At 54.8% G+C, this 303-nt stretch carries 3 tRNA genes; all 3 read left to right on the top strand.

Annotation, left to right across the window (positions count from 1 at the left end):
* The first annotated feature begins 42 nt into the window (after positions 1–42).
* Positions 43–117, top strand: a tRNA-Gln gene (locus tag GTO89_RS17040).
* 22 nt (positions 118–139) lie between these two features.
* A tRNA-Lys gene (locus tag GTO89_RS17035) sits at positions 140–215 on the top strand.
* A 5-nt stretch (positions 216–220) separates the two neighbouring features.
* Positions 221–296, top strand: a tRNA-Glu gene (locus GTO89_RS17030).
* The last annotated feature ends 7 nt before the right edge of the window (positions 297–303 follow it).

Here is a 303-nt window from a genome sequence, read left to right as displayed (position 1 = left end):
CTCTGCCTTCGAAGGTTCGAATCCTTCTCCCTCCACCATCACTGGGGTGTAGCCAAGCGGTAAGGCAGCGGACTTTGACTCCGCCATTCGTTGGTTCGAATCCAGCCACCCCAGCCATTTACCTGGTTTCGCGTAACATGATCCATTAGCTCAGTTGGTAGAGCACCTGACTTTTAATCAGGGTGTCGCTGGTTCGAGTCCAGCATGGATCACCATCAACGGCCCGTTGGTCAAGCGGTCTAAGACACCGCCCTTTCACGGCGGTTACAGGGGTTCGAATCCCCTACGGGTCACCATCTTCAT

Origin of the sequence: Heliomicrobium gestii (genome assembly GCF_009877435.1) — a bacterium.
Classification (GTDB): domain Bacteria; phylum Bacillota; class Desulfitobacteriia; order Heliobacteriales; family Heliobacteriaceae; genus Heliomicrobium; species Heliomicrobium gestii.
This window is presented reverse-complemented; position numbering and strand designations above follow the sequence as displayed.